The 22,301-nt window shown below is 63.3% G+C and carries 26 protein-coding genes; 9 read left to right on the top strand and 17 right to left on the bottom strand.

Annotation, left to right across the window (positions count from 1 at the left end):
* Window positions 1-10 precede the first annotated feature (10 nt).
* From gspD to gpmA, 13 genes are all read right to left on the bottom strand, one after another.
* On the bottom strand, window positions 11-2,251 hold the full coding sequence (gene gspD / locus BM193_RS16730) for a type II secretion system secretin GspD (protein ID WP_092798624.1): 2,241 nt from the start codon (window positions 2,249-2,251) through the stop codon (window positions 11-13).
* Window positions 2,248-3,024, bottom strand: a complete 777-nt coding sequence (locus tag BM193_RS16735) for a type II secretion system protein N (protein ID WP_092798625.1) — start codon at window positions 3,022-3,024, stop codon at window positions 2,248-2,250. Before BM193_RS16735 ends, gspD begins: the two co-directional genes overlap by 4 nt.
* Window positions 3,021-3,554: a type II secretion system protein GspM gene (gene gspM / locus BM193_RS16740; RefSeq protein ID WP_092798626.1), complete on the bottom strand. Its 534-nt coding sequence runs from the start codon at window positions 3,552-3,554 to the stop codon at window positions 3,021-3,023. The genes BM193_RS16735 and gspM overlap by 4 nt, the downstream gene beginning before the upstream one ends.
* Window positions 3,551-4,780: a type II secretion system protein GspL gene (gene gspL, locus BM193_RS16745; RefSeq protein WP_175533322.1), complete on the bottom strand. Its 1,230-nt coding sequence runs from the start codon at window positions 4,778-4,780 to the stop codon at window positions 3,551-3,553. The genes gspM and gspL overlap by 4 nt, the downstream gene beginning before the upstream one ends.
* A gap of 18 nt (window positions 4,781-4,798) precedes the next feature.
* Complete coding sequence (gspK, locus tag BM193_RS16750) at window positions 4,799-5,770, bottom strand: type II secretion system minor pseudopilin GspK (RefSeq protein WP_092798628.1); 972 nt, start codon at window positions 5,768-5,770, stop codon at window positions 4,799-4,801.
* A complete protein-coding gene (locus BM193_RS16755) occupies window positions 5,767-6,390 on the bottom strand; it encodes a prepilin-type N-terminal cleavage/methylation domain-containing protein (protein WP_092798629.1) in 624 nt (207 codons plus the stop codon). Before BM193_RS16755 ends, gspK begins: the two co-directional genes overlap by 4 nt.
* The gene (gene gspI, locus BM193_RS16760) at window positions 6,390-6,773 is read right to left on the bottom strand and encodes a type II secretion system minor pseudopilin GspI (RefSeq protein ID WP_092798630.1); all 384 of its coding nucleotides are present in this window, start codon (window positions 6,771-6,773) and stop codon (window positions 6,390-6,392) included. Before gspI ends, BM193_RS16755 begins: the two co-directional genes overlap by 1 nt.
* Window positions 6,770-7,240 carry a GspH/FimT family pseudopilin gene (locus tag BM193_RS16765; protein ID WP_092798631.1) on the bottom strand — a complete coding sequence of 157 codons (471 nt, stop codon included), beginning with the start codon at window positions 7,238-7,240 and terminating at the stop codon, window positions 6,770-6,772. Before BM193_RS16765 ends, gspI begins: the two co-directional genes overlap by 4 nt.
* A gap of 36 nt (window positions 7,241-7,276) precedes the next feature.
* Complete coding sequence (gene gspG / locus BM193_RS16770; RefSeq protein WP_092798632.1) at window positions 7,277-7,729, bottom strand: type II secretion system major pseudopilin GspG; 453 nt, start codon at window positions 7,727-7,729, stop codon at window positions 7,277-7,279.
* A 94-nt stretch (window positions 7,730-7,823) separates the two neighbouring features.
* A complete protein-coding gene (locus tag BM193_RS16775; protein ID WP_092798633.1) occupies window positions 7,824-8,585 on the bottom strand; it encodes a HesA/MoeB/ThiF family protein in 762 nt (253 codons plus the stop codon).
* An 8-nt stretch (window positions 8,586-8,593) separates the two neighbouring features.
* On the bottom strand, window positions 8,594-10,087 hold the full coding sequence (locus BM193_RS16780) for a S41 family peptidase (RefSeq protein ID WP_092798634.1): 1,494 nt from the start codon (window positions 10,085-10,087) through the stop codon (window positions 8,594-8,596).
* A 47-nt stretch (window positions 10,088-10,134) separates the two neighbouring features.
* A complete protein-coding gene (locus BM193_RS16785) occupies window positions 10,135-11,598 on the bottom strand; it encodes a murein hydrolase activator EnvC family protein (protein ID WP_092799171.1) in 1,464 nt (487 codons plus the stop codon).
* Window positions 11,599-11,675: 77 nt separating this feature from the next.
* Entirely contained in the window at window positions 11,676-12,422 is a 747-nt protein-coding gene (gene gpmA / locus BM193_RS16790; protein WP_070220895.1) for a 2,3-diphosphoglycerate-dependent phosphoglycerate mutase, read from the bottom strand.
* 106 nt (window positions 12,423-12,528) lie between these two features.
* Between gpmA and BM193_RS16795 the strand changes: the two genes are divergently transcribed.
* The 5 genes from BM193_RS16795 to BM193_RS16815 all read left to right on the top strand — a co-directional run bounded on the left by BM193_RS16795 (window position 12,529) and on the right by BM193_RS16815 (window position 15,519).
* Entirely contained in the window at window positions 12,529-12,945 is a 417-nt protein-coding gene (locus tag BM193_RS16795) for a rhodanese-like domain-containing protein (RefSeq protein ID WP_092798635.1), read from the top strand.
* A 25-nt stretch (window positions 12,946-12,970) separates the two neighbouring features.
* On the top strand, window positions 12,971-13,237 hold the full coding sequence (gene grxC, locus BM193_RS16800) for a glutaredoxin 3 (protein WP_034783579.1): 267 nt from the start codon (window positions 12,971-12,973) through the stop codon (window positions 13,235-13,237).
* A gap of 160 nt (window positions 13,238-13,397) precedes the next feature.
* Window positions 13,398-13,874, top strand: coding sequence for a protein-export chaperone SecB (gene secB / locus BM193_RS16805; RefSeq protein WP_076565035.1), 477 nt, complete (start codon window positions 13,398-13,400; stop codon window positions 13,872-13,874).
* An 86-nt stretch (window positions 13,875-13,960) separates the two neighbouring features.
* Window positions 13,961-14,422 (top strand): SH3 domain-containing protein, encoded by a 462-nt coding sequence (locus tag BM193_RS16810; protein ID WP_092798636.1) that lies wholly within the window; start codon window positions 13,961-13,963, stop codon window positions 14,420-14,422.
* Between the two features lie 44 nt (window positions 14,423-14,466).
* Entirely contained in the window at window positions 14,467-15,519 is a 1,053-nt protein-coding gene (locus BM193_RS16815; protein ID WP_092798637.1) for an NAD(P)H-dependent glycerol-3-phosphate dehydrogenase, read from the top strand.
* A gap of 35 nt (window positions 15,520-15,554) precedes the next feature.
* Here BM193_RS16815 and BM193_RS16820 read toward each other — a convergent pair whose 3' ends face one another.
* The 4 genes from BM193_RS16820 to mscL are packed head-to-tail and all read right to left on the bottom strand — an operon-like array spanning window position 15,555 to window position 18,281.
* Window positions 15,555-15,896: a cupin domain-containing protein gene (locus tag BM193_RS16820; RefSeq protein WP_092799173.1), complete on the bottom strand. Its 342-nt coding sequence runs from the start codon at window positions 15,894-15,896 to the stop codon at window positions 15,555-15,557.
* 18 nt (window positions 15,897-15,914) lie between these two features.
* On the bottom strand, window positions 15,915-16,607 hold the full coding sequence (locus BM193_RS16825; RefSeq protein WP_092798638.1) for a DUF2461 domain-containing protein: 693 nt from the start codon (window positions 16,605-16,607) through the stop codon (window positions 15,915-15,917).
* 21 nt (window positions 16,608-16,628) lie between these two features.
* The gene (locus tag BM193_RS16830) at window positions 16,629-17,789 is read right to left on the bottom strand and encodes a Do family serine endopeptidase (RefSeq protein WP_175533323.1); all 1,161 of its coding nucleotides are present in this window, start codon (window positions 17,787-17,789) and stop codon (window positions 16,629-16,631) included.
* A 42-nt stretch (window positions 17,790-17,831) separates the two neighbouring features.
* Window positions 17,832-18,281: a large conductance mechanosensitive channel protein MscL gene (mscL, locus tag BM193_RS16835; protein ID WP_092798640.1), complete on the bottom strand. Its 450-nt coding sequence runs from the start codon at window positions 18,279-18,281 to the stop codon at window positions 17,832-17,834.
* A 414-nt stretch (window positions 18,282-18,695) separates the two neighbouring features.
* On the opposite strand from mscL, the gene petA reads away from it, so the two are divergent.
* The 4 genes from petA to BM193_RS16855 all read left to right on the top strand — a co-directional run bounded on the left by petA (window position 18,696) and on the right by BM193_RS16855 (window position 22,252).
* Window positions 18,696-19,304 (top strand): ubiquinol-cytochrome c reductase iron-sulfur subunit, encoded by a 609-nt coding sequence (gene petA / locus BM193_RS16840; protein ID WP_092798641.1) that lies wholly within the window; start codon window positions 18,696-18,698, stop codon window positions 19,302-19,304.
* Window positions 19,305-19,306: 2 nt separating this feature from the next.
* Entirely contained in the window at window positions 19,307-20,719 is a 1,413-nt protein-coding gene (locus tag BM193_RS16845) for a cytochrome b (RefSeq protein ID WP_092799175.1), read from the top strand.
* A 36-nt stretch (window positions 20,720-20,755) separates the two neighbouring features.
* Window positions 20,756-21,520, top strand: a complete 765-nt coding sequence (locus tag BM193_RS16850) for a cytochrome c1 (RefSeq protein ID WP_092798642.1) — start codon at window positions 20,756-20,758, stop codon at window positions 21,518-21,520.
* Between the two features lie 120 nt (window positions 21,521-21,640).
* Window positions 21,641-22,252, top strand: a complete 612-nt coding sequence (locus BM193_RS16855) for a glutathione S-transferase N-terminal domain-containing protein (RefSeq protein ID WP_010394154.1) — start codon at window positions 21,641-21,643, stop codon at window positions 22,250-22,252.
* The last annotated feature ends 49 nt before the right edge of the window (window positions 22,253-22,301 follow it).

Raw genomic sequence — 22,301 nt, forward strand, 5'->3', positions numbered from 1 at the left:
GGCGACCCGATCACTTCTGCGGCTGTTGCTGTTGTTGATACTGCTGCAGCATCGACTGCGGCGGCGTGGCCGCGTTGGCCGGCGCGCCTGGCGGCGGCGTCGGTGCCGGCGGCACGGGGCGCGTCACCATGTTGCCGCCCACGGGCTGGCCATCCTGCAGGGCCGGCAGCACCGGCGTGCCCAGGTCCTTCAGCATCAGGTTGCCCGTGGCCGGCACGGCGGCCGTCTCGGCCGAACGCATGTAGTCGTAGCGGTCGGCCGCCAGGCTGCCGCTCTGCTCCTTGTTGCGCACGATGACGGGGCGCAGGAAGATCATCAGGTTGGTTTTCTTGCGCTCGCGCGTCTGGTACTTGAACAGGTTGCCCAGCACGGGGATATCGCCCAGGCCGCGCACCTTCTCCGCGTTGTCGCCCGTGCTGTCCTCGATCAGGCCGCCGAGCACGATGATCTGGCCGTCGTCGGCCAGCACATTGTTTTCGATGACGCGGTTGTTGATGGTGATGCCGCTGACGGCCGATGCCGTGGATTTGTCCACGCTCGACGTCTCGTGATAGATGCCCAGCTTGATGGTGCCGCCTTCGGAAATCTGCGGACGCACTTTCAGGGTCAGGCCCACCTCCTTGCGGTCGATGGTCTGGAACGGATTCGTGTTGGTGCCGGCCGTGCTGGTGTACTGGCCCGTCAGGATAGGCACGTTCTGGCCCACCTTGATGGTCGCCAGTTCATTGTCCAGGGTGATCAGGTTCGGTGTCGACAGGATGTTGGCGTTGCCGTCCGATTCCAGCGCATGCGCCAGCGCGCCCAGTCCCAGCGCGCCATTGATCTGCTTGAAGATGCCCAGGGTCAGGCCGCCCGTCGGCAAGGTCTTGCCGCCGCCCGTGGCGATGGCGCCGATGTTGTTGTTGGTGCCCGAGGCGAACGACTGCAAGGCGCCCACGCGATAGTTGCTGGTGCTGTCGCCGGACAGGCCCAGCCACTGCACGCCGAATTCGGAGGCCTTGGCCGACGTCACTTCGACGATCAGCGCCTCGATATAGACCTGGGCGCGGCGCACATCGAGCTGGTCGATCACGGCGCGCAGGTTGCGGTAGACGGCTTCGTTGCAGGTCAGGATCAGCGTGTTGGTCGACGCGTCGGCCTGGATGAAGCCGGCCGCGCCGCCCGAGGACAGCTGCTGCGGCCCGTTGCTCAGCGAAGCGCCGCCCGTGGTGCCGCTCTGCGTGCTGCCGCCCAGGCCAGTGCTGCTCATGCCGCTGTTGCTGTTCTGGCTGTTCTGGTTGTTGTTCAGGCTATTGTTGGCCGGCTGCTGCGCCGAGGCGGCCGTGCCGTCCGACGTCACCACCGAGCGCAGGGTCTGCGCCAGCTTGGTGGCGTCCGCATTTTTGAGGTACACCACGTGCACGTTGCCCAGCTGCGTGGTGGGCTGGTCCAGCTTCGAGATCAGCGACTTGGCCAGGTTGGCGCGCGCCGCCGATGGCGCGCGCAGCACCAGCGAATTGGTGCGCGGGTCGGCCAGCACGGAGACCTTGCCCGTCTCGCCGGCCGCGCCGGCGCCGGCGCCGCCGCCTTCCATCAGTTTATTCACCATCGAGGCCAGGTCGGAGGCGATGGCATAGCGCACGGGGATCACGTCCAGGTCCGTCGAGGCGGGCACGTCGAGCGCGGCGATGATCTTCGCCAGGCGCTTGAGGTTATCCGCGTAATCGGTGATCACCAGCGAGTTGTTGCCCGGGTTGGCATTGATGGTGTTATTCGGCGAAATCAGGGGGCGCAGCACGGCCAGCAGGTTGGCCGACGATTCGTAGTTCAGGTAAAACACCTGGGTGGCGATCTGGTCGCCCTTCACCTGGCTGCTGCCGTTGCCCACCTGGGTCGGCACGGACTGCAGCTTGGCGTCCGCTTCCGGCACCACTTTCGCGTAGCCGTCGCCGGACACCACCGCATAGCCCTGCAGGCGCAAGGCCGAGGCGAGCAGGCCGAAGGCCTGCGTCTTGCTGATGGATTTTTCCGACACCAGCGTGATCGTGCCCTTGACGCGGGGATCGATGACGAAATTGATGTTGGTGTAATGGCCCACCGCCTTGATCACCGATTCGATGTCGGCGCCGACGAAATTGAGCGCCGCCTCATCGCCGGGCGCGGCCCAGACGGGCGCCGGCATGCCGGCCACGGAACAGCACAGCAAGGCGGCGGCCGACAGGCGGCGCAGCGAGAAGGAGGAGGTATTTGGGCTCACGGATGGTTTTTTCATTGTCTAAACTCTAGGGCGATGATGTTTTTTTCGCTATTGCTACGGCGCTGTCCCAGCAAATTCAACAAACTCGCCAAGGTCTCTTCATATCCTGCTGCGGCCTGGGCCTGGCCGGAAAACTGCATGCGCCCCTGATTCAGGCTGCCGCTGCCGTCGAGCAGCAGCGGTCCCTTGATGGAGCGCAGTGTCAATGCCGCCTGCTGCCCCCGCCAATCGAAATCGAGTTCATAACTGCCCAGCGGGCGCAGGGACGACAGGCGCGACGCCATGTCCGTCATCTGCAAGGTGGTGCGGCCGATGGCGGAAAACTGCTGCTGCTCCAGGGCCAGCTCCAGGGTGCTCCACGACAGGCGCATGCTGCCCGTCGGCGCCACCGTGTTCAGCGGCGCGCCCAGGCCGCCCAGGCCATCGGCCGGCAGCAGCAGGGCCGCCGGACTGACCTGCCAGTGCGACCACGAGCCGCGCAGGTTGACCGCCTGCGACAGCGCCTGCGGATTCTGCAATTCCACGTCCACCGATCCCCACAGCACCGACGGCGAAATGCGCCAGCTGAAGCGTCCCGGCAGCAGCGGCGTCACGGCGCCATTCGCGCTGGCCGCCCCGCCGATAAAGGCCGAGCCGCGCCACAGGGTACCCTGCGCGTCGCCCAAGGTCAAACGCCCGCCCGTCTGCTTTTCCACGATGCCGGCAACCCAGCCGGCAGGGAAAAAGACCAGCAGGGTCAAGCAGACGCTGACGACGATGGCCAGCAGCCATCCGAGCAGGCGCGTCATCGCGTCGCGCCCGGGCTCTGGTGCAGGCTGAAGGCGGCGTCGACCAGTCCCGCCTTGCTCTGCGCCGTGATGGTGGCTTCCTGCACGGCGATGCGGCCTTCACGGCGCAAGCCGTCGAGCCACAGCATGACGCTGGCAAACGGCACGCCGTTCAACTGCACGCGCGCATATTCGCCCGTCAGCGACAGCGATTGCGGCGCCAGGCCGCGCGCTTTCAGCGACGCTTCCAGGCTGGCGCGGCTCATCGGCGCCACCTGCACGGGCGCCTGGCGCGCCAGCTCGCCCGCCTCGCGCGCCAGGGCCTGCAATTGCGCCGCGTTCTGGCGCAGCTCGGGCAAGCTCTTTTGCAATTCGATGCGCCCCGTCCAGGCGGGCTCGAAAAACACCGCATACACGAGGGCCAGGCCCGCCACCACGCCGCCGAGGGCCAGCAGCTTGCGCTCCTGCTGCGTGCGTTCGCTCCAGAAGGCTTGCAGATGCTGCTGTTGGCCGGCCAGCGCGGCGCGCGCCCTGATCACTGCTGTACTCATGCTTTTGCTCCCGTGGCCAGGCTGATTTTCCATACGCCCGGCGCCGTTTCATTCAGGGCCAGCTTGCGCGCGGCCAGGCCATCGCGCACCTGCGCCTGGGCGCTGGCGTCGACCATGTCCGGTTTCAGCTTGACGATCAGGCTGCGATCGCGGTATTCCAGCGACGCCACCACGCCGCGCCCGGCCAGGCCGCCCAGCGCCTCGCCCAGCGCCGCGCTCATGCTGGTGAAGTCATCCATGCTGGCTTGCCCGCCCTGCAGCTTGGCGGCAGCGATATTGCGCCGCATCTGCTCCGCCTCCAGGCCATACACGGGCGCCTCGTTCGGATACGCGGCCTTGAAGGTCTGCTGCATCGACGTGCGCACGGTGGCCGCCTCGCGCTTCAGACGCATCCATTCGATATTCATGCCCGCCAGGTTGACGACCACCGTCAGCAGCGCCAGGCGAATCGGCCAGCGCCAGCGCCGCCATTCCGCCGCCGAACCGCCCGCCGTGCCCAGCGCGCTGGCCAGGTCCAGCGCCGCGCCGCGCGCGCCGGCGATCCAGTGCGCCCAGTGATCCGCCTCCACCGTCACGCCCGCCATGCCGGCGGCCAGCTGCTGGTACTGCGCCAGCTCGGCCGGCGGCACGTACAGGGTCAACGGCACATCGCCGGCAAACGCGCGCGTCGTCAGCAGCGCCTGCTGCGGCTGCGCCGGCAGCACCAGGCCCAGGCCCTCCTGCGGCGCCTGGCGCAGGGCCAGTTCCAGGCCGGTGCCGGCCGGCTGCAGGGATGCCGTCACGCCGCCCGGCTGCAAAGGCAGGCACAGCTGCGACGGCAACAGCGCCACCTTGCGCGCGCCCTGCGCCAGCAAGGCTTTCACCAGGACGTCGGCCCAGGCGCGCTGCGCCACGGCCACCGTGCGCATGCCGTTCGCATCGGCCGCGCCGGCGGCCAGCAGGCAATCGTGCGCATCGCCGAGGATGTGTTCTTCCACCAGGCCCGGCAAGGCCGCGCGCAGGCGCGCACCGGCCAGCGGCGGGGTTTTCAGGCGCAGCAGCGTCACGTCGGCCGCCGCCAGCAGCAGCACGACCTGCTTCGCGCCGGCGATCAGCTGGCCCAGGCTGCCCAGCGCCGCGCTGCCCTGCTGCAGCAAGGCGCCGCCATCGCCGGCCAGCACGAAGGAGCACGCCGCCGCGCCGTCGGTGGACGCCTTGGCCGGGTGGCGGATATACAAAGTTGTCACAGTGACTCGCTTTCAGGGTTAATTTTCCCGCAACCAGACCAGGCTGGTGGTGCGCTGCGGATCCGTTTTTCGATTGACGAGCGCCACGGCATCGAGGGCGGCGCGGTCCAGCCGCACGCGGATGACGGTGAGGAAGTAGCGGCTCTTCACGTCGAGCTCGATACCTTCAATCACTTGCTTAGCATCAATATTATTCTTGAAGTTTGCCAAATCAACAAACTTTTTACGCGGATTGCTCAAAGTCAGGGCGCTGGCCTCGGACAGGGACATCATCGTCACGGCCGCCAGCACCTCGGCCGGCGCCGTATTCACGTTCACCGCCGTCAACTCCGGCAGCACGATGACAAAGTCGCGCAGCTGCTCGATCATCTGCGGCGTATAGCCGGGCACGGACAGCAAATCCTCCACCTGCGTGAAGGCCACCGGCTCGCTGCCGCCGCCCGACGCCGGGCTGGCCGTCTTGCCATCGCTGTCGCTGCCGGCGGCGCGCGGTTTCGGCTTCGCGCGCAGCACCGCGTCGGCCGTCGCCTGCGCCAGGCCGCTGTCGAGCTGCAGGTTGGACAGCAGGCGCTGGTAGGCCTGCACGTTGGGCTGGCTGACGATGCCCGTGGCAGTGGCCAGGTTGGTGATATTGAAACGCGCCTGCGCATCGAGCGCGCGGCCCGACACGGTGGCGTCGAATTTTTCCGTGTCGACCTTTTCGCGGTCGACGTAGTCGTCGAGCCGCGCCTCCTCGATGGGCGTGGCCCACACGCCGTCCAGCGCCGTCAGCGACGGGTTATCCTGGCGCAGCCAGAAGCGGGCGAAGTCGACCATGCCGCGCATGGCCCACTGCGTCTGCAGGCGCAGGCGCTGGTTTTCCATCGAGCGCACCTGCACCTGCTGTTGCCAGAACAGGCTGGCGACCACCGTGATGGCCAGCGCCGTCAGCAGCAAGGCCGTGATGACGGCCACGCCGCGCTGGCGCCGTGGGCGGGAAAAGCGCTTCATCCCGGGCCCAATAAAAAGACTTTGGACAGGCCCGCGTCCTGGCCCGGCATCTGCAAGGTCACTTCCAGGCCCGGCACCTGCGTCGAGATGGCGGCGCCCGCCGTCAGCACGTTCCAGGCGCCATTGCTCCAGCCGCGCATGACCATGCTCTCGACGCCGCGCATCAGGGGCACGTCGGCGCTGGAGGTATCGGTGTCGTCGCGCGCCGCCTGCCACAGGGTATCGAGCACGGCCAGGTCGCGCGTGCCGTTCGACTCGCGCCGCGTCAGCACGCCGCCGTTCAGGCGGTAAGTGACCACTTGCAACTGTTGCGGCTCCTGTTCCGAGGCGGCCAGGCGCACCAGGGTCAGGCGGTCATTCTCGGCCGACAGGTTGGTGCGGCCATTGAGCAGGCTGTTGCCCTGCCCGGCGCCGGCCAGGTGGTCGCAATCGCTCTGCATCTGGGCAAACGCCAGCTGCATGCCGCGTGCCTGCTCCAGCTGGCTGGTCAGCACTTCGCGCGAACGCACGATGCTGTCCAGGCCGCGCCAACCCAGCACGGCGACCATGGCCAGGATGCCGATCGCCACGAGCAGCTCGATCAGCGTGAAACCGCCGGCAGGACGATTGCGGCGCGCCATCAGTCGTTAAACGAAAGCAGGACCAGGCGCACGATGCGCCGGGCCGGGTATTGCGCGTCGTAGACGTTGACGCGCACTTGCCGGATGCGGGGATTCGGCGTGGCCACCACTTCTTCCTCGCAAATGAGTTTCAGGTCGCCCTGCGGGCAGTCGACCGTGCGCTTGCCCGTCTGCGGAAAGGTCTTTGCCAGGCGCAGGCGCACCAGGTGGTTTTCCGCCGACCAGGTGGCCATCATGGCGCTGCGCAAGCCGTCGCTGTTCTGCGTCAGGCTGCCGACGGCGCGCAGGGAGGCGCCCAGGGCCGTGCCGACGATGACGAGGGCGACCAGGACTTCCAGCAAAGTGAAGCCGCGCTGGCGAGGTTGTCGGGTAAAGGCCATCATTGCTCGACCGTGAAGTGGCCGATGCCGTCGGCGCGGATGGCCACGCTGCGCTCGCCGCTGGCCAGGGTCAGCACGAACGGCTTGTCGACCGGTTCGCGGCCGAAGATGATGCGCAGCGGCTGGGCCACGCTGTTCGACGGCTGCACGCTGAGCAGCATGGGGGTATTGCTGAAGGCGCGCTCGCGCAGCAAATCATCCTGCGTCACGGGTTGCCACAGCTTTTCATTGAGCACCAGGAAACGGTATTGGTTTTCATCCGCCTCGAAGGCCACTTGCCGGCTGCGCACGATGGCTTCATCGCGCGCCAGTTGCAGCAGCAGGGCGATGCGTTCGGCTTCCTTTTGCAGGGCCTGCTGGCCATTCGGCATGGCGTTCAGCGAGACCAGGCCCAGGGTGACGCCGATGATGACCATCACCACCAGCAGTTCGATCAGCGTAAAACCGCCGCGGCGTTGCCGGGACGCCATGCGCTGCCTGCTGATGGTCTTCATGGAAAGAAAAACTTACAGTTCCCACGAGCCGATATCGGCATCGTCGCCGCTACCGCCTGGCTGGCCATCGGCGCCCAGCGAAATGATGTCGACTTCGCCCTTCACGCCCGGCGACAGGTACTGGTAGGGATTGCCCCATGGATCCTTCGGCATCTTTTCCAGGTAGCCGCCCGCTTTCCAGCCATTCGCGGCCGGTCCCGTCGTCGGTTTTTCGATCAGCGCCTGCAAGCCCTGCTCGGTGGTCGGATAGCGCTGGTTGTCCAGGCGATACAGTTTCAAGGCTTGCATCACGGTGGCAATGTCGACTTTCGCCGCCGCCACTTTCGATTCGCCCGTGCGGGCGATCAGCTTGGGCACCACCAGCGAGGCCAGGATGCCCATGATCACCACGACGACCATGATTTCGATCAGGGTGAAGCCGCGCGCGCGGCGCTGGCGTGTCGGATGGTTTGCTGCGTTTTGCATAAGAAAGAGAGAAGAAGGTGAGTAATGAGAGCAGAGTATAAAGCGGAAATATGACAAAGCCTGTCATATGGGGAAAAAATTCTGCGGCGGGTTTTCAGAGCGACAAGACCACTTCGCCGCAGACGGCGCAGCCAGGGTCGCGCGCGACCTGCATGCTGCTCCATTCCATGCGCAAGCCATCGAGCAGCAGCAGGCGCCCGGCCAGCGATTGCCCCACGCCCATCACCAGTTTCAGCGCCTCGGCCGCCTGCATGGCGCCGACCACGCCGACCAGCGGCGCGAACACGCCCATGGTCGAGCATGCCTCGTCGGTGAACTGCTGCTCCTGCGGAAACAGGCAGGAATAACAGGGCTGGCTGCCCGTGCGCGGGTCGAAGACGCTCACTTGCCCGTCGAAGCGGATCACGGCGCCCGACACCAGCGGCACCCTGGCGGCCACGCAGGCGCGGTTGACGGCGTGGCGCGTGGCGAAGTTGTCCGTGCAGTCGAGCACCACGGTGGCGGACAAGACCAGTTCGGCCAGGCGCGCATCGTCGACGCGTTCCCGCAAGGCGACGATCTCGATCTCGGGGTTAATGCCGAGCAAGGTTTCACGCGCCGATATGGCTTTCGGCTGGCCCACGCGGGCCGTCGTGTGGGCGATCTGGCGCTGCAGATTGGTGAGATCGACCGTATCGTCATCGACCAGGGTCAGCTTGCCGACCCCGGCCGAGGCCAGGTACATGGCCGCCGGCGAGCCGAGCCCGCCCGCGCCGATCACCAGCACGTGCGCGTCGAGCAGGGCTTGCTGGCCTTCGATGCCGATCTCGTCTAACAGGATGTGGCGCGAATAGCGCAGCAGTTGATGGTCGTTCATGGCGGCGACTACGGTTTTTGCACCGGAATCTTCTTGTCGTCCGCCTTGATGTCGGAAGCGATTTCCGGCTTGGCGCCGATCTTCTCGCCCTTGGCATCGGCCTTCGCCAGCTGCACCGGCAAGCCCTGGAAGTGGTTCAGCGCCTGCTGCAGCTGGAAATCATCCTTGGCGCCGTATTCGAGCGGCTTGCGTTTTTTCGCCGTGGCGATCAGGCGCTGCTCTTCTTCCAGCTGCTCGTGCATGCCTTCCATGGTCGGCTTGGCCGCTTCCGGCTTGCCGTCGTCGCTGCTCAGGTGTTTTTCCAGGTCCGCCTCGCGGATGCGCAGGCTATTCCAGCCATCGCCCTCGGCCGTTTCATCGACCAGCAGGTCCGGCACGATGCCGCGTGCCTGGATGGCGCGGCCTTTCGGCGTGTAGTAGCGGGCCGTCGTCAGCTTGACGGCCGTGTCGGCCGTGATCTGGCGCAAGGTTTGCACGGAGCCCTTGCCGAAGGTTTGCGTGCCGATCACGGTGGCGCGCTGGTAATCCTGCAAGGCGCCGGCGACGATTTCCGAGGCGGACGCGGAACCGGCATTGACCAGCACCACCAGCGGCACGGTTTTCAGCGCGGCTGGCAGCTTGGCCAGCGGGTCGGCCTTGGCGCCCGGCGGCGCATAGAATTCGCGGCGGCCATAAAACACCTGTTTCGATTCCGGCAACTGGCCCTTGGTCGAGACGATGACGGAGTTCCCCGGCAGGAATGCCGTCGCCACGCCGATGGCGCCCGGCACCACGCCGCCCGGATCGTTGCGCAAGTCCAGCACCAGACCCTTGAGCTTGGGGTCTTGCGCATACAGGGCATTGATCTTTTTGACCATGTCATCGACGGTCGGTTCCTGGAACTGGGCGATGCGCAGCCAGGCATAGCCGGGCGCGACCATCTTGGCCTTCACGCTCTGCACGCGGATTTCCTCGCGCACGATGGGGAACACCAGCGGCTTGCTTTCGCCCTTGCGCGACATGGTCAGCACCAGCTTGCTGCCTGGCTGGCCGCGCATCTTCTTGATGACCTCTTCCAGCTGCAAGCCCTTCAGCGGGATATTGTCGAGGCGGGTGATCAGGTCGCCCGCCTGGATGCCGGCCTTGGCGGCGGGACTGTCCTCGATGGGCGAGACGACTTTCACGTAGCCGTCATCCATGCTCACTTCGATGCCGATGCCGACAAACTTGCCCTGCACGCTTTCGCGCATTTCCTTGAAGGCATTCTTGTCGAGATACACGGAATGCGGGTCCAGGGACGACACCATGCCGGAAATGGCTTCCGTCAGGAGTTTCTTGTCTTCCACCTTCTCGACGTAATCAGTCTTGATCAGGCCAAACACGTCGGACAACTGGCGCAGCTCGTCGAGCGGCAGCGGGGCATTCGTGATTTTCTGCGCCACGGCCGGGTATTGCAGCGACATGCCGATGCCGGCCAGAACGCCCAGACCGATCAGGCCGATACTTTTGACTTTGATACCCATGTATTCTTCGCAATCTACAAATTCGCTGCCGCAGCAATGGTGGGAACTTAAAACTTCACCCAGCTGGCTGGATCGAAGGCGCGGCCCTGATGACGCAATTCAAAGTATAGCCCTGATTCCTCATTGCCGCCGCTGTTGCCCGCGCTGGCAATGGTGTCGCCGCCCTTGACGGCATCGCCCACCCGTTTCAGCAGCGACTGGTTATTGCCATAAATACTCATGTACTGGCCGCCATGGTCGACGATGATCAGGTTGCCGAAGCCGCGCAACCAGTCGGAAAACACCACCCGGCCGGCGGCAATGGCGTGGATCTCGCTGCCTTCGCCCGTGCGGATGAACACGCCCTTCCAGCTGGGGCCGTCACCGCGCTTGCTGCCGAAACGGGCGGCGATCCTGCCCGCCACGGGCGCGCGCAACTGGCCTTTCAAACTGGCGAACGCACCGGCCGGCGCGGCCGGGCCCAGGCTTGGACGCTCCGGTTCCGGCTCCGGCTTGGGTTCCGGTTTCGGCGCCACCTTGGCCACTTGCGGCGGCTCGTCGTCATCGATCGGATCGAGCTTCACGGGCGGCGCTGGCGGTGTCTGCGGCTTGATCTTGCCCGATTTGTTTTGTTGCTCTTTTGCAATGCGATCGCGCTCGGCCTGCGCCTGGGCGGCCTTGGCGCGCGCGGCCAGCTGGCGTTCGCGTTTTTCCGCGGCGATCCTGGCGTCGGCGGCGGCCTTGGCGGCGGCGCGCTGCTCGGCCAGCAATTGCTGGCGTTTCTTTTCCGCCGCCGCGGCGGCGGCCTGCTCTTCGATGAGCTTTGCCAGCTTGTCGACCAGGTTGCCCATGCGCTGTTCGTCGCGCTCGACATTGCCCGCCTCCTTGCGCTGCGCCACCAGGCGCTGCGACAAACTCGTCAGCAAGGCGGCGCGGCGCGCCTTTTCCTGCACCAGCAAGGCTTTCTGGTCGCGCTCTTCCTGCGCGATTTCTTCCAGCTCATCCTTGGCGTTCTGCACGTCGGCCTGGTTTTTTTCCACGGCCAGCAAGTTGGCGCGCAAGGCGTCGAGCAGGCGCGCCTGCGCCTGCGACACATAGGCCATGAATTGCAGGTCGCGGTTGATGCGGTTCGGGTTGTCGCCCGACAAGAGCAGCTTGATGCGGTCTTCATTGCCGGCGACATATTGTTCGCGCAGCAACTTGGACAGCTGCGTCTTCTGTTTCTCGACGGTGGCCGTCAGTTGCTGGTGCTCCTGCCCCAGCGCCGTCAGCTTGACGCCCGTCTCGGTCTGTTCCTGCGCCAGGTCGCGCAAGGCGCGGTTGGCGTTGGAAATGGCCTCTTCCGACTCGGCCAGGGTATCGGCCGCGTCGTCCTTGGCGCTTTCCGTGCGGCTGATGTCGCGCTTGAGCGCCGTCAGCTTTTGTTGCAATCCGGCACGTTGTGCTTCCGCGGCCGCCTTCTGCTTGCTGCGTTCGGTGGGTTTGGCGCCGTGCGCGGCGCCGCTGGACAACAGCAGCGCCGCGCACAGCAGGGCAGCGGCGCGCCACGCCGGCAGGGATCGTTCAGCAGAGGGGGCGATGGCTGTGCCGCGGAAGAGAGACGACAAAGTTACTTGGCCTTCCCTTGGTTCGCCACGGCAGCCTGGGCTGCCGCGATCGCTGCCGGGTCGCCCAGGTAGTAATGGCGGATCGGTTTCAGGTCGGCGTCCAGTTCATACACGAGCGGCTGGCCATTCGGGATGTTCAGGCCGACGATGTCGCTGTCGCTGATGCCATCGAGCATCTTGATCAGCGCGCGCAGGCTGTTGCCGTGGGCCGAAATGATGATCTTCTTGCCGGCGCGGATGGCCGGGGCGATTTCCTCGTCCCAGGCCGGCATCACGCGCGCCACGGTGTCTTTCAGGCATTCCGTCAGCGGAATCGACGCTTTCGGCAGGCCGGCATAGCGCGGGTCGTTGTACGAGGCGCGGTCATCGTTCGCTTCCAGCGGCGGCGGCGGCGTGTCATAGCTGCGGCGCCACACCAGGACTTGCTCGTCGCCATACTTGGCGGCCGTTTCGCCCTTGTCCAGGCCTTGCAGGGCGCCGTAGTGGCGCTCGTTCAAGCGCCAGTCGTTCTTGATCGGCAGATACATCATGTCCATCTCGTCGAGCGCCAGCCACAGGGTGCGGATGGCGCGCTTCAGGACCGAAGTGTAGGCCACGTCAAACGTAAACCCTTCCTGCTTGAGGATCTGGCCGGCGGCCTTGGCTTCGTTGACGCCCTTTTCCGTCAGATCGACGTCGGTCCAGCCGGTGAAGCGGTTATCGAGGTTCCAGGTGGACTCGCCGTGACGCATGAAAACGATTTTGTACATAGTTCTATCTTCTCAAGGGGTTCAAATCAAAAAAGCAAAACGTAAAAAGACCTCGTCCAGCTTCTATTTTATAATGCGCGGATTGACTTAAACCATTGGACCCTACGTGAAATTCATTATCGACCACATTTTTCTGTTTGCCATCGTCATTATTTCCGGCGGCGCCCTCCTCTGGCCACTGCTGTCGATGCGCGGCAAGCGCGCGACCGTGCTGGAAGTCACGCAACTGATCAACCGTGGCAAGACCATCATCGTCGACGTGCGCAGCCCCGAAGAATTCGCCACGGGCCACTTGCCTGACGCAAAAAACATTCCGCTGCCGGAACTGGCAAAACGCCTGGGCGAGCTGGAAAAATTCAAAACGCGCCCCATTGTAGTGGTTTGCCAGAAAGGTTCGCGCTCGGCAACCGCCGTCGGCCTGCTGGGCAAAGCTGGTTTCGCTGAGGCAACAAGCCTGGAAGGCGGCCTCGACGAATGGAAAAAACAGGGTTTGCCATTGAAAACCTTGTCGCTGGCGAAATAAGCCGGCTTTAACTGAAGGAATGATCATGACTGTCCCCGTAATTGTGTATAGCACCGCCGTGTGCCCGTATTGCGTGCGCGCCGAGCGCCTGTTGGAAGCCAAGGGCGTGACCGTGCAAAAGATCCGCGTCGACCTCGACCCGGAAGAGCGCATCAAGATGATGGAACGCACGGGCCGCCGCACGGTGCCGCAAATCTATGTGGGCGATACCCACGTGGGCGGTTTCGACGATTTGTATGCGCTCGATCAAGCCGGCAAGCTGGACCCCTTGTTAAACGGCACGGCAGCCTGATATAAAGCGGGTTCGAGAAATTGCTTGGTTTTTTGTCGTATTGTTTTGATACAATTGCCCTCGCACCTGATCTGGCCGCGCCTACCCGGCGCGGTTTGAATACCGCAAGCACCATATTTGAACGGTGTGCCGTTCTTGTCCCTTACAACGAAAGCGTTCCATGTCTGACGAAAATCTGCAACCAGTCTTCCAAATCCAACGCGTCTACCTGAAAGACATGTCGCTGGAACAACCAAATTCCCCAGCTATTTTCCTGGAACAAGAAGCGCCAGCGATCGAAGTGGCTCTGGACGTGGGCGCCGCGCCTCTGGCCGACGGCATCTTCGAAGCCACCGTGACCATCACCGTGACGGCCAAGGTCGGCGAAAAAGTCGCTTTCCTGGTTGAAGGCAAGCAAGCCGGTATCTTCGAAGCACGCAACATTCCTGCCGATCAACTCGATCCGCTGCTGGGAATCGGCTGCCCGAACATCATCTACCCTTACCTGCGCGCCAACATCGCCGACGTGATCACCCGTGCCGGCTTCCCGCCAGTGCACCTGGCCGAGATCAACTTCGAAGTGTTCTACCAACAACGTCTGCAAGCCATCGCCGACGCTGCCGCCGCTGCTCCAGCCGGCGACGCGACGACGCACTAAGCTGCAGGCAAGACCCCGCCGGCCCCTTGGGGCTGGCCTGACACGGCGGCCTGGCCGCCGTGTTTCGTTAAGGTTCAAAAAATATCATGTTGAAAAGTGCGCTCTTGAGCAAGTTCCGCTGGGTGGCCGGCGCCGTGCTGCTGCTGGCGACCGCCGCCAGTCACGCCGTCGATTTCAAAACGGTGGGTGCCGCCCCCGTGATCCTGTATGACGCGCCGTCCGCCAAGGGTGGCAAGCTGTACGTGGCGCCACGCGGCATGCCGCTGGAAGTCGTGCTCAGCTACGGCGACTGGGTCAAGGTACGCGACGCCAGCGGCGAAATGGCCTGGACCGAAGCCAAGGGCTTGTCCGCCAAGCGCAACGTCGTGGCGCGCGCCGCGAACCTCAAGGTCCGCGCCAGCCCTGACGACACGGCCTCCGCCATCCTCCTCGTCGACAAGGGCGTGCTGCTGGAAATGAGCGAACAGCCGAGCTCCGGCTGGGTCAAGGTGCGCCACAAGGATGGCCAGAGCGGCTACGTCAAGACCAGCGAAGTGTGGGGCCTGTAAGCACGCGCCCGCCGCACCCGTTCCCCCTGCCCGTTTGAGGTTGCATGCAAGTTTCTCCTGAAGTCCCCCCCGAATCCGTCCCTGCCGCCAAGGCTGTTCCCCGCCCGATTAGCGTGCTGGGCGCCGGCGCCTGGGGCACGGCCGTGGCCATGGCCCTGGCCGGCCGCCACGACGTGCTGCTGTGGGGCCGCAACGGCGACGCCATGGCCGCCATGGCCGCCAGCGGCGAAAACAGCTATTTGCCGGGTTTCCCGTTGCCGCCGCAATTGCGCATCGGCGCCGATTTCGACGCCGCCGTGGCGCACGCCAGCGGTGAACACGGTCTGCTGATCGCCGCCTGCCCCGTGGCCGGCTTGCGGCCCATGCTGCAGCAATTGAAAGACAAGGCCATCGGCAATCTGGTATGGCTGTGCAAGGGCTTTGAAGGCGGCACGGGCCTGCTGCCGCACCAGATCGTGCAGGAAGTGCTGGGCGACAATATCCCCGGCGGCGCCCTGTCCGGTCCCTCGTTTGCGCAGGAAGTGGCGCGCGGCTTGCCCTGCGCGCTGACCATCGCCTCGCATGACGCGGCCTTGCGCGCCAAGGTCGTCTCAGCCTTGCATGGCGGCACGATCCGCGTGTATGCCAGCGACGACCTGGTGGGCGTGGAAGTGGGCGGCGCCGTGAAGAATGTGCTGGCGATCGCCACCGGCGTGGCCGATGGCCTGGGCCTGGGCTTGAATGCGCGCGCCGCGCTGATCACGCGCGGCCTGGCGGAAATCACGCGCCTGGGCACGGCCCTGGGTGGCCAGACAGAAACGTTCATGGGCTTGACGGGCATGGGCGACCTGATTCTCACCTGCACGGGCGACCTGTCACGCAACCGCCGGGTCGGCCTGGGCCTGGCGCAAGGCAAGGCGCTGGCCGCCATCGTGGCCGAACTCGGTCACGTGGCCGAAGGCGTGCCTTGCGCCAAGGCCGTGCGCGAACTGGCGCGCCGCATGGGTGTCGACATGCCGATCACCAATGCGGTGGCTGGCGTGCTGTTCGATGGCGATTTGCCGCACGTGATGGTGCAGCAGCTGCTGTCGCGCGATCCGCGCGCCGAGGCGGCCTGAGGCGGCCTGAGCCGGCCAGCCCCCGCCAGCGTAGGCTAGCGGCCCGCCTTGTGCATGAGTATGGTGAGCAGCAATAAACTGTCTTCGCGCGCTTCCAGGGCGTGCGCCTGGCCGCCGAGCAGGTACAGCATCTGCCCCGGCCCCAGCAGTTGCACGCCGCCATGCGCCTGCACCGCCACCTGGCCCTGCAAACACAATAACGTGATCTCGCCGAGCACGTGATGCTCGGGCATGGTCTTGCCCTTGGGCATGCACATGCGGATCAATTCCAGTTCATCCGTCCTGGCCAGGGCGATGGCGGAAAACTGCGACAAATCCGCCGCTGCCGCGCCCTGCACGTCGATCACCTGTCCTGAACTTGCGTGCTCCAGTGCCATCGTGTGCTCCTTCAGCAATTACTCGGGGACTTCCTCCGGCTCTTTCGCGCCGCGCATCCACTCGACCAGCGGCCACGCATCCTTCAAGCCTTCCGCCAGGGTCGGCAGCAGTGTTTCCGGTGCGTTCAGGGGCAGCGGTATCTCGGTCCAGACAAAAAAGCTTTTCAGCTTGATGAATTCGATATGTTCGGCGTCCGCGTCAAAGCCCTTCGGCGGGCGCTGCAGCTTGCCCTCGTTCTGGATCGTGCCGAAACGCGCCTTTAAACGCTTATTTTTCAGCACTTTGGAAAACCCTGGCGCATCGTTGAGCATATGCTCGCGCAGCGCCTTCAGGCGGCCCGGCGGCGGCATGTATTCGCCGGCGCCGAACAGCAGATTGCCCTGGCCATCGATCTGCAGATAGTAGGTGGGACCGCCCGCCTTGCTGGGACGGCGCATGTCGTTCGGCGCGATGGCGGCCGAAAAGCGCGTTTTATAGGGGCTCTTGTCGTGCGCGAAACGCACGTCGCGGTTGATGCGGAACAGGGCCTTCTTCGGATTGCAGTATTTGACGGCCGGATCGAATTTGCCCAGCTCGCCTATCAGCGACGTCACCAGCGCCAGGAATTCCTCGCGCAGGATGTCGTAGCGGGGCTTGTTCATCACAAACCAGGGACGGTTATTGTTGTCGCTCAGTTCACGTAAAAATTGGGTCAAATCACGCACATGCATGTGTCAGCTTCCGATCAGCAACTATTTGGAAAGCTCTTTCGGGATGGGGCGCTTGCCCACCACCACGTCGAGCGCCGCTTCGCGATTCTTGCGCAGCACCGTCATTTTAGCTTTTCCGCCGGGCGGCAGTTGGGCGATCAGGTTGAGCATTTCCGTCGTGTCGCCGACGGGCTTGCCGTCGACGGCCAGCAGGATGTCGCCAGGCACGATGCCCGCCTTGTCGGCCGGGCCGTTGCGCACCACGCCGGCGATGATGGCGCCGCTCGAACGCTGCAAGCCGAAGCTTTGCGCCAGCTCGGGCGTGATGTCCTGCGTTTCCACGCCGATCCAGCCGCGCACCACGTGGCCGTCCTTGATGATGGCTTCCATCACCGTCTTGGCCGTCGAGACGGGAATGGCGAAGCCGATGCCGACGGAGCCGCCGCTTTGCGAATAAATGGCCGTGTTGATGCCGATCAGGTTGCCGCGCGTGTCGACCAGGGCGCCGCCCGAATTGCCGAAATTGATGGCCGCATCCGTCTGGATGAAATTCTCGAAACTGTTGATGTGCAGATTGTTGCGTCCCAGCGCGGAAATGATGCCCATGGTCACGGTCTGGCCCACGCCGAACGGATTGCCGATGGCCAGCACCACGTCGCCCACGCGCGCCAGTTCCGACTGGCCCAGCACGATGACGGGCAGCTTGTCCAGGTCGATCTTGATGACGGCCAAGTCCGTTTCCGGATCCAGGCCGACGATCTTGGCGGGCGCCTTGCGGCCGTCCGTCAGCACCACTTCGATTTCGTCGGCGCCTTCGACGACGTGGTTGTTGGTCAGCACATAGCCTTCATGGCTGACGATGACGCCGGAGCCGAGGCTGTTGCGCAGGTCGTCGTCGTCATCGGCGCCGGGATCGCGGTCGCCAAAGAAACGCTTGAAGAAGGGGTCGCGCGCCAGCGGATGGGCGCCGCGCTTGGGTACCTGCAGGGTGAGGATGTTGACCACGGCGGGCATGGCGCGCGCCGCCGCGTCGCGGTAGGAACCGGGCGCCAGGCTGCTGGACGCCGTTTCCACCACGGGGACCGGCTTCGCCGGCGAGCCCAGCTGCTGTACCCGGCTGGCCGGGCGCAGCGCGCCATATACGAAGTACAGCGCCAACGCGATGGTTACGGTTTGCGCAAACAACAACCAAAATCGTCGCATAAGGCTCTCTGTCCAGGTCAGCCGGCCCGGTGCCGGTCGAGCTTATTTTGCCAGATCGTTGCTTTTCTGTCCGTTCTTCTGCAGAGAGTCGCGGATTTCACGCAGCAGCACGATGTCTTCCGGCGTCGCCGGGGCGGGGGCGGGCGCCGCTGGCTCGCTGCGGCGGGCCTTGTTCATCAGGCGCACCATCTGGAAAATGATGAAGGCGAGAATGATGAAGTTCAGCAAAATGGTAAGGAAATTACCGTAGGCCAGCACGGCGCCCGCCTTTTTCGCCTCCACCAGGGTCATGGTCGTGGCCTGGCCATTCAGGGGCAGGTAGTAGTTGGCGAAATCGAGGCCGCCAAAAATGCGCCCGATGGGCGGCATGATCACGTCTTGCACCAAGGAATCGACAATCTTGCCGAAGGCGCCACCGATAATGACACCGACCGCCAGATCGACGACGTTGCCCTTCATTGCAAATTCTTTAAATTCTTTCATCATTGCCATGAATTATTCTCCTTCGGATGTCTATAAAAACATGCCGATCATACTATTGATTCCCATCGTCACCAACTTGCGGTTGCGTGCGAGGCCCATTCTGAGACAGCCGCGCGCATCTAGTTCGAAAGAACTAGCCACCTCCTGCAAAAGTATATAAATTATGGTACAAGCAACGTTTTTGTTTTATTCGTTGTTTGCTTCACTTATAATTTGCGGTTGCCAGAAGCGACTTTTTTGCTTCCGGATAATCAACAAGAAACTGGCACGGGCTGCGCCATTGGCCGAAGTTCCGCAGGGATGTTGCCACTTTACCGTACAAAGATGCGGGTTGCGGCACACAGTGGGATAGAGCTTCGGCGACGGGTTTTTCGCGGCTGCCACTCATAATAAAGATTCGCATTTTGACTGATTGGGGTTTGCATGAGTAACGAAAAGCAGGTCGATTCAGGCCGTCGCGGCTTGCTCGTCGCCACGTGCGCGGCGGGCAGTGTAGTTGGATTGGCAACCGCGGGAGCCTTGGTAAGCACCTTCCAGCCGTCGGAGCGCGCGAAAGCGGCTGGCGCGCCGGTCGAAGTAGACATCACCACCTTGCAACCCGGCGAAATGCGCACCGTCGAATGGCGCGGCAAGCCGGTCTGGATCATCAAGCGCACGCCCGACATGGTCGCCTCGCTGAAGAAAACCGACGACAAAGTCGCCGACGCCGATTCGAAACGCAACCCCGCCGAATTTACCCCCGAATACTGCATGAATGAATGGCGCTCCATCAAGCCTGAAATTCTCGTCGCCGTCGGCATCTGCACCCACCTGGGCTGCTCCCCTTCCTCGAAATTTACCCCCGGCCCGCAACCGTCCCTGCCCGATGACTGGGAAGGCGGCTTCCTGTGCCCTTGCCACGGCTCCACCTTCGACATGGCGGGCCGCGTGTTCAAGAACAAGCCTGCGCCGGACAACCTGCAAGTGCCGCGCCATATGTACCTGAGCGACACCAAACTGCTGATAGGTAAAGACGAGAAAGGCGAGGCTTGATCATGGCTGCTTTCAAAGAAACGAAATTTCCCGCCGATGCGCCTGTCGCCGAAAAAGCCCTGGGCTGGGTGGATGACCGCTTTCCCCTGACCAAGCTGTGGAATGACCAGTGGGGCAAGTACTACGCACCGAAAAACTTCAATTTCTGGTACATCTTCGGCTCGCTGGCCATGCTGGTGCTGGTCTTGCAGATCGTCACCGGCATCTTCCTGACCATGCACTACAAACCGGATGCGGCCCTGGCCTTCAATTCCGTCGAGTACATCATGCGCGAAGTGCCGTGGGGCTGGCTGGTGCGCTACATGCACTCGACGGGCGCCTCGGCCTTCTTCATCATCGTCTACCTGCACATGACGCGCGGCCTGCTGTACGGCTCGTACCGCAAGCCACGTGAACTGATCTGGCTGTTCGGTTTCGCCATCTTCCTGTGCCTGATGGCCGAAGCGTTCTTCGGCTACCTGCTGCCATGGGGCCAGATGTCGTACTGGGGCGCGCAAGTGATCGTCAACCTGTTTGGCGCCATCCCCTTCATCGGCCCTGACCTGTCGCTGTGGATCCGCGGCGACTACGTTGTCTCCGACGCGACCCTGAACCGCTTCTTCGCCTTCCACGTGATCGCCATCCCGCTGGTCTTGCTGGGCCTGGTTGCAGCGCACTTGATCGCCCTGCATGAAGTCGGTTCGAGCAATCCGGACGGCATCGAAGTGAAGGAAAACCTGGGCGCCGATGGCCACCCCGTCGATTCGATCCCATCGCATCCGTACTACACCGTGCACGACCTGTTCGGCGTGTCGATCTTCCTCGTCATTTTCAGCGCCGTCGTCTTCTTTGCGCCGGAAATGGGCGGTTACTTCCTGGAATACAACAATTTCCTGCCAGGCGACTCGCTGAAGACCCCGCTGCACATCGCGCCAACCTGGTACTTCACGCCGTTCTACTCGGTGCTGCGTGCCACCACGGCCGACTTCATGTACGTGCTGATGGCTGCCGTGGCCGCCTACGTGGTGTTCATCTGGCTCAAGTCGCGCCTGTCGACGACGGTCAAGTCCATCATCGCCGTCATCGCCCTGGTCGCCATCGTCGGCATGCTGCCGCAGGTGCTGGACGCGAAATTCTGGGGCGTGGTGTTCTTTGGCGGTTCCGTGGTGATCCTGGCCTTCCTGCCATGGCTCGACCATTCGCCCGTGAAATCGATCCGCTACCGTCCGACCTGGCATAAATACATCTATGCCATCTTCGGCCTGTCGTTCCTGGTGCTGGGCTATCTCGGCACCCAGGCGCCAACGGATACGAAAACCATAGTGTCGCAAGTGTGCACCCTGATTTACTTCAGTTTCTTCCTGCTGATGCCATGGTGGAGTGCCATGGGCAAGTTCAAGACCGTGCCGTCGCGTGTGACGTTTCACCCGCACTAAGCCGATCCCACGCCACGCTCAAAGGACATACATCATATGAAGATTGCAAAAAAACTGCTCGCCATCCTGGCCCTCGTGCCCGCCATGGCTCTCGCCAGCGAAGGCGGCTTTCCGCTGGATAAGGCGCCCGACCGCCAGACCAACATGGCCGCGCTGCAGCATGGCGCCAAATTGTTCGTCAACTATTGCCTGAATTGCCACTCCGCCGTATCGATGCGCTACAACCGCCTGCGCGACCTGGGTTTGACGGAAGACCAGATCAAGCAGAATTTGTTGTTCACCAGTGATAAAGTGGGCGACCTGATGACGACCAGCCTGGCGCCGCAGGATGCCAAGGCCTTCTTTGGCGTCGTACCGCCGGATTTGTCGGTAATTTCGCGCGCGAAATCATCTTCCGCTGGCACAGGCGGCGACTACCTGTATACTTACCTGCGTACGTTCTATAAAGACGACACGCGTCCGACCGGCTGGAACAACATGGTCGTGCCGAATGTTGCCATGCCGCATGTGTTATGGGAATTGCAAGGCATCCAGACTGCCAAGTTCGTGGAAGAGACTGACCCGCACGATGCGGGCAAGAAAATCCACAAATTTGTCGGCTTCGAGCAAGTCAAGCCAGGCACGTTGAACAAGATCGAGTATGACACTGCGGTAGCCGACCTGGTCGGCTACATGGAGTGGATGGCCGAACCGGCACAGCAGACACGCAAGCGCCTGGGCGTGTGGGTACTGCTGTTCCTGTCGGTATTTGCTCTGCTGGCATGGCGCTTGAATGCGTCGTTCTGGAAGGAAGTCAAATAAGTGAGGCGCCGGCCATAGGCCGGTTTATGCCTGTTTCTGCGTTGTCCGCATGAGTGGACAAGCGACCTGGGGTGAGCCGTTCGCGGCTTCACCCCCTTTGTTTCTAAGGAACTATAAAAAATGATGGTTCTCTATTCGGGTACAACCTGCCCATTTTCGCAACGCTGCCGCCTGGTCCTGTTTGAAAAAGGCATGGACTTCGAAGTGCGCGACGTCGACCTGTTCAACAAACCGGAAGACATTTCGACCATGAACCCGTACGGCCAGGTGCCTATCCTGGTCGAGCGCGAACTGATCCTGTATGAATCGAACATCATCAACGAGTACATCGATGAGCGCTTCCCGCATCCGCAACTGATGCCGGCCGATCCGCTGATGCGTGCCCGCGCGCGCCTGATGCTGTTCAATTTCGAAAAAGAACTGTTCGTGCACGTGCACGTGCTGGAAAGCGAACGCGCCAAGAGCAACGACAAGGCCCACGACAAGGCCCGCGCGGAAATCCGCGACCGCCTGACGACCCTGGCGCCGCTGTTCCTGAAAAACAAGTACATGCTGGGCGACGAATTCTCGATGCTCGACGTGGCTGTCGCGCCGCTGCTGTGGCGCCTGGACCACTACGGCATCGAACTGTCGAAGACGGCTGCACCACTGATGAAATACGCCGAACGCATCTTCTCGCGTCCTGCGTATATCGAAGCACTCACTCCTTCGGAAAAAGTGATGCGCCGCTAAAAGATATCCCCATAAAGCTCCTGCGCAGCTCGCTCTCGACTTGGCGTGA

Source organism: Janthinobacterium sp. 344 (assembly GCF_900112025.1).
GTDB lineage: Bacteria > Pseudomonadota > Gammaproteobacteria > Burkholderiales > Burkholderiaceae_D > Janthinobacterium.